A 1,736-nucleotide genomic window follows, 5' to 3' on the forward strand; every position below is an offset into this window, starting at 1 on the left:
AGGTCCTGCTCTAGAAGCTTCAAAGTTTTACATTAGTGAAAAAACTTTAAGTAATATGTTCGCAAAACTAATAGCATCATCTATGGATGACAGAAAAAACTCATTAACCCACCATTCATTTGTTGAAATAATTAAACAATTATCCCCAAATGATGCTATTCTTTTAAAACATTTAAAGAATCACGAAGTACATCCTGCCGTTAAATATAGAGCGGTTTTAAACCCAAAGAATGACGGTATGAATATATCGGACACGTTAATAAAAGACTCTCCGTTAGATATAGAATCAACCGAAATTTCAATTAATAACCTAGTAAGGTTAGGGGTTTTAAATGAAACTTTTGACATGTCTTACTTAACAAAAAAAGGAATTTATAATAAGTTTTATGCTCCTCAGTTTTTAAATCACTTTAATAAGATTATAGAAAAACAAAGATTTGTTTCGGGATTAGAATTTGTTAAAAGAATGTTAAAGTCAGGACACAACCTAGAAACAATAAGTAAACTTTCTGGCATTGAATTTGAAGTATTAAAGTTACATTACAGCCCCTGGGTAATAGACATCAAAAAAGGCTCAATTAGTTTGTCCGCCTATGGTAAAGCTTTTGTAAAAACCTGTATTAACTAAACGGAGATTTTAAAATTTTCTCCACTTTTACAGCATGCATAGCATTTCTAATCTCTTCCGCCAAGATGACGATTAGGAGTGCTATTTTTATTATTCTTAGTCTATTCATTCCTTTTTCTCTCCTTTCAACATTTTATTGAGCCTCTCATCAACTTTTATCCACGAGTCATGCAAGTGGTATTTATCATCAAACGACTTAACGCCAATCGCATGTTGCTCGTTGTGATGTTCGCGACATAACGCTAATACATGTTTGTCATAGTGGTTCATTTTGTTTCTGTTCATGCCTCTGCCGACTGCTTCATAATGTGCCAGGTCTGCGTGAGGCTTTCCGCATATTACACAGTTGCGGTTGATTGTAGCCCAATATAATAACGCTTTATCTTCGCTTAACAACTTACTCGTTTCTACACTCATAGGTATTTGATGATGAAACATAAACGCTATAATCAGTTCTATTAACTCCCTTGCAACTTTCATAGAACAGTCGCGCAGACTGATTTCTTCATAACCTTTCATAATTTCCAATTCTGTTTGTAATAATTTTCTAGTTGATTCTACTGGTTCGCCCCAGTGAAGTTCTATATCTCTACACATTGCGAATATTTTTTTGCGTTGTTCTATAGATAGTTTTTTATTGTCCGGAACCTCTACTTCTGCTTTTAGTGGATATCCGTTTTCTAGTAAGTCAATGTGACTTTGTTCAAGTTCAACACCAGTAGCAACGACGGAATAAGTACCGTCGTTATCTTTCTGGTATCTTGTAATGTATTGCATTTAAACCACACCTTAAAACGCTAAATCTTGGTCGTCATATCCAAATTGGCCACTGCTTTCAAATGGATTGCTTTGTTGAGACATTGATGTTTGTTGTTGTGCCCCGTTATTTTCTTCAGCTTTTTGCTTATCTGTCTTCGGAATAGGTTTGTTAACAACATCATCGCCCTTTTTGTAAGGTTTAATAAATGAAAAATCCGTAAAATACTTACCTTCATCTTCATTGAATTTCCATTTCAATACCAAGTGACAAAACTTACCAATAAGATCATTGGTATCAAAATCTAAGCTAGGAAGATTTAACTTAATACCTAATCGAGTAACTAATTCA

2 protein-coding genes and 1 pseudogene are annotated in these 1,736 nt (G+C 33.9%); 1 reads left to right on the forward strand and 2 read right to left on the reverse strand.

Going from position 1 to position 1,736, the window contains the following annotated elements:
* The coding region (locus tag KQ486_RS13915; protein WP_216687987.1) for a DUF4393 domain-containing protein at nt 1–628 on the forward strand (628 nt) is incomplete at its 5' end.
* A gap of 105 nt (nt 629–733) precedes the next feature.
* On the opposite strand, the gene KQ486_RS13920 is transcribed toward KQ486_RS13915, so the two are convergent.
* Nucleotides 734–1,405: a putative HNHc nuclease gene (locus tag KQ486_RS13920; protein ID WP_001199439.1), complete on the reverse strand. Its 672-nt coding sequence runs from the start codon at nt 1,403–1,405 to the stop codon at nt 734–736.
* A 12-nt stretch (nt 1,406–1,417) separates the two neighbouring features.
* Nucleotides 1,418–1,736 (reverse strand): annotated as a pseudogene (locus KQ486_RS13925) (single-stranded DNA-binding protein); the annotation flags it as partial.

Origin of the sequence: Allobacillus halotolerans (genome assembly GCF_018967645.1) — a bacterium.
Taxonomy (GTDB): domain Bacteria; phylum Bacillota; class Bacilli; order Bacillales; family Alkalibacillaceae; genus Allobacillus; species Allobacillus halotolerans.